Below are 2,618 nucleotides of genomic sequence, written 5' to 3' on the forward strand. Positions count from 1 at the left end.
CGAGTGCGGCGCGGACGACCGAGACCGCACGGCAGCCCGCCTGACGGCGAACCGCCTCGGGAGCGCGGCACGGATCGCGCCCCCGAGGCGGGGTCGTCGGGCGGTGACGGATGCCGCGGCGGCCGGCACGCGGCATCCGTCACCGCGGTTCGGGATCAGTCGTCGAACACGACCGTCCACTCCGCGTCGGCGCCGTCTGCCGTCGAGGACCACGCGACGGGGACGGCCACGACCGTGACCTCGCCCTCGCCGGCGGACTTGCCCTTCTCCGCGAGCTCGCCGTCGACGTAGTACCGGAAGGCCGGGTCGTGCGGGATCTGCACCTCGTCGTGGTCGGTGCCCGGGCGGTCCTTGAACTTCGGGCCGATCGGCGCCGACGGGGTCGTCAGCACCGGCACCTTCGCGAAGTCCATGTCGCTCGCCAGGTGGTACGACGTGTACGACGGCTGGTTGTACGTCGTGTTCTGGCGCGCGACCTCGGCGCGGTACTGCGGATCGTGCATGAGGGTCGTGAGCTTGTGCCCGGTGTCCTCGGTGCTCGTGAAGATGCGCAGCGCGGTCGAGTCGGCCGTGCGGACGAGGAGCTCCTCGCGCCAGTCGCCGAGGACGTCGGCGACGAGCGACGGGGTGCCCTTCGTGCCGTTGTTCGTGCGCGTGCCCTCGGCGGCGAGGAGCGTGCCGCGAGTCCAGTCATCGATCGTCGGGGTCGCGTTCCCGCTGCCGTTCACGATCTGGGTCGTGAGGTCGGCGGACCAGCGGATCGACATGTTGGTGCCGGGCGTCGCCGCCGAGAGGATGTCGCCCCCCGTCGAGAGCAGGCCGCTCGCATCGGTGCCGCCGGGCATGCTCGCCCAGACCTCGGTGCCTGCGACATCCGCCCGCACGTCGCCGATCATGCCTCGGCCAGTGTCACGACCCGAGTATGCGCCGAACAGAACCTCGCCGGTCGCCGCGTCGCGCATGACCGATCCGTACGGCGCCCAGGCGCCGCCCTCGTGCACGGTCCAGATCTCCAGGCCGGGGCGGCTCGGGTCGATGTCGGTGACGTGCATGGCGTCGCCGTGCCCGAGCCGGGCGAGGCTGCCGGGCGCCGCGCTGCCCGCCGGCAGCACGTCGTACGAGCTGTAGAGCACGGTGCCGTCGTCGTCGATCGTGGCGGCGCCGTAGACGATCTCGTGCTTCCCGTCGCCGTCGACGTCGGCCGCGCTCAGCGAGTGGAAGCCCTGCGTCGTGATGCCGCCGTACTCGGGGTCGGTGCCGTCGACGCCGTGCGGCGAGTCGTTGAACGGGTTCGACATGGGCGCGTGGCCGGAGTCGACGAAGAAGCGTTCGCTCAGCGCCTCGCCGTCCCAGTCGTACGCGACCATCGTGGTGCGCGTGTAGTAGCCGCGCGCGAAGACCGCCGACGGGCGCTCGCCGTCGAGGTAGGCGACGCCCGCGAGGAATCGGTCGACCCGGTTGCCCGGCTCGATGCGGCTCATCGCGTAGTCGCCCCAGAGCAGGCCGTCGTCGCCGCGACCCGGCTTGTAGGGGATCGTCTGCAGCTCCTGGCCGGTCTCGCCGTCGAAGACCGTGAGGTACTCCGGGCCGTCGACGATGAACCCCTCGAACGTCGTGAGGTCGTTGCGACTGCTGCGGCTCGGCGCGTAGACGTCGATGAAGTGGTCGACCAGCTCCTCGGCGCCCGCCTCGGAGAGCGGGTACTCGTGTACGACCGGGATCCCGAAGGCCTCCTCGAGCGTCGCCGGCCAGTTCCCGGACACGACCTCGGGATGCTCGCTCCAGCCCTGGAACATCTGCACGAGGTGGTCGCGGTAGTCGTCGGCGCTCATGCGGTAGTCGTCGTCGTGCGAGTAGCCCGCCTCGACATCCGCCTCGGGCATGGTGATGAACGCCTCTGCGGCGACCGTACCGTCGGAGTCGTAGGCGACCGACTTGGTGCCGGGCGCGGTCTTCAGCATCGTCTCCGCGCGGCCGTCGCCGTCGAAGTCGTAGGTCATGAACTGGGTGTAGTGCGCGCCGGCGCGGATGTTCACGCCGAGGTCGATGCGGTTCAGAAGCGTGCCGTCGAGCTCGTAGGTGTCGAGGTAGACGGTGCCCGTGTAGCCCTTCTGCGAGACGTCCTTCGAGTTCGATGGATCCCACTTGACCTGGAACTCGTAGGCGCCGTCACCGTCGACGTCGGCGACCGACGCGTCGTTCGCCGAGTAGGTGAACGCCTCGCCGGCCGGCGTCACGCCGTCGGCGGGCTTCTGCAGCGGCAGGTCGTGGTAGCCGTCGGCCCAGGCGGATGTCGCGGCGCTCGCCTCGAGTTCGATGCCGTTCACGATCGGCGCGACGGCGTACTCGGCCGTGGCCGACCCCTCGGCGTCGACGTGGTCGGTGCTGTCGGTGACGGTCGCGATCCGCTCGCCGTCGCGGTAGACGGCGAAGTCGGGGCCGGCCATGCCGGTGCCGGTGGCGCCGGTGGCCTCGGACCCGAGGAGGCGCCAGCTGAGGAACACGCCCTCGCCGGTCGCGACGGCGACGAGGCCTCGGTCGAGCGTCTCGAGGTGCGGGGTGCCGGCGGGCGGGCCGACGTCGGGCGGTGCGGCGTTCGCGGTCTGCGCGACGCCGGC

The 2,618-nt window shown here is 71.3% G+C and carries 1 protein-coding gene; it reads right to left on the bottom strand.

Translation table 11 applies throughout. The features are described 5' to 3' along the window. Positions 1-155: 155 nt before the first annotated feature. A partial coding sequence (locus tag ESO86_RS15255; RefSeq protein ID WP_165307971.1) for a rhamnogalacturonan lyase occupies positions 156-2,618 on the bottom strand: 2,463 nt, incomplete at its 5' end.

It is taken from the genome of Agromyces binzhouensis (assembly GCF_004135055.1).
GTDB lineage: Bacteria > Actinomycetota > Actinomycetes > Actinomycetales > Microbacteriaceae > Agromyces > Agromyces binzhouensis.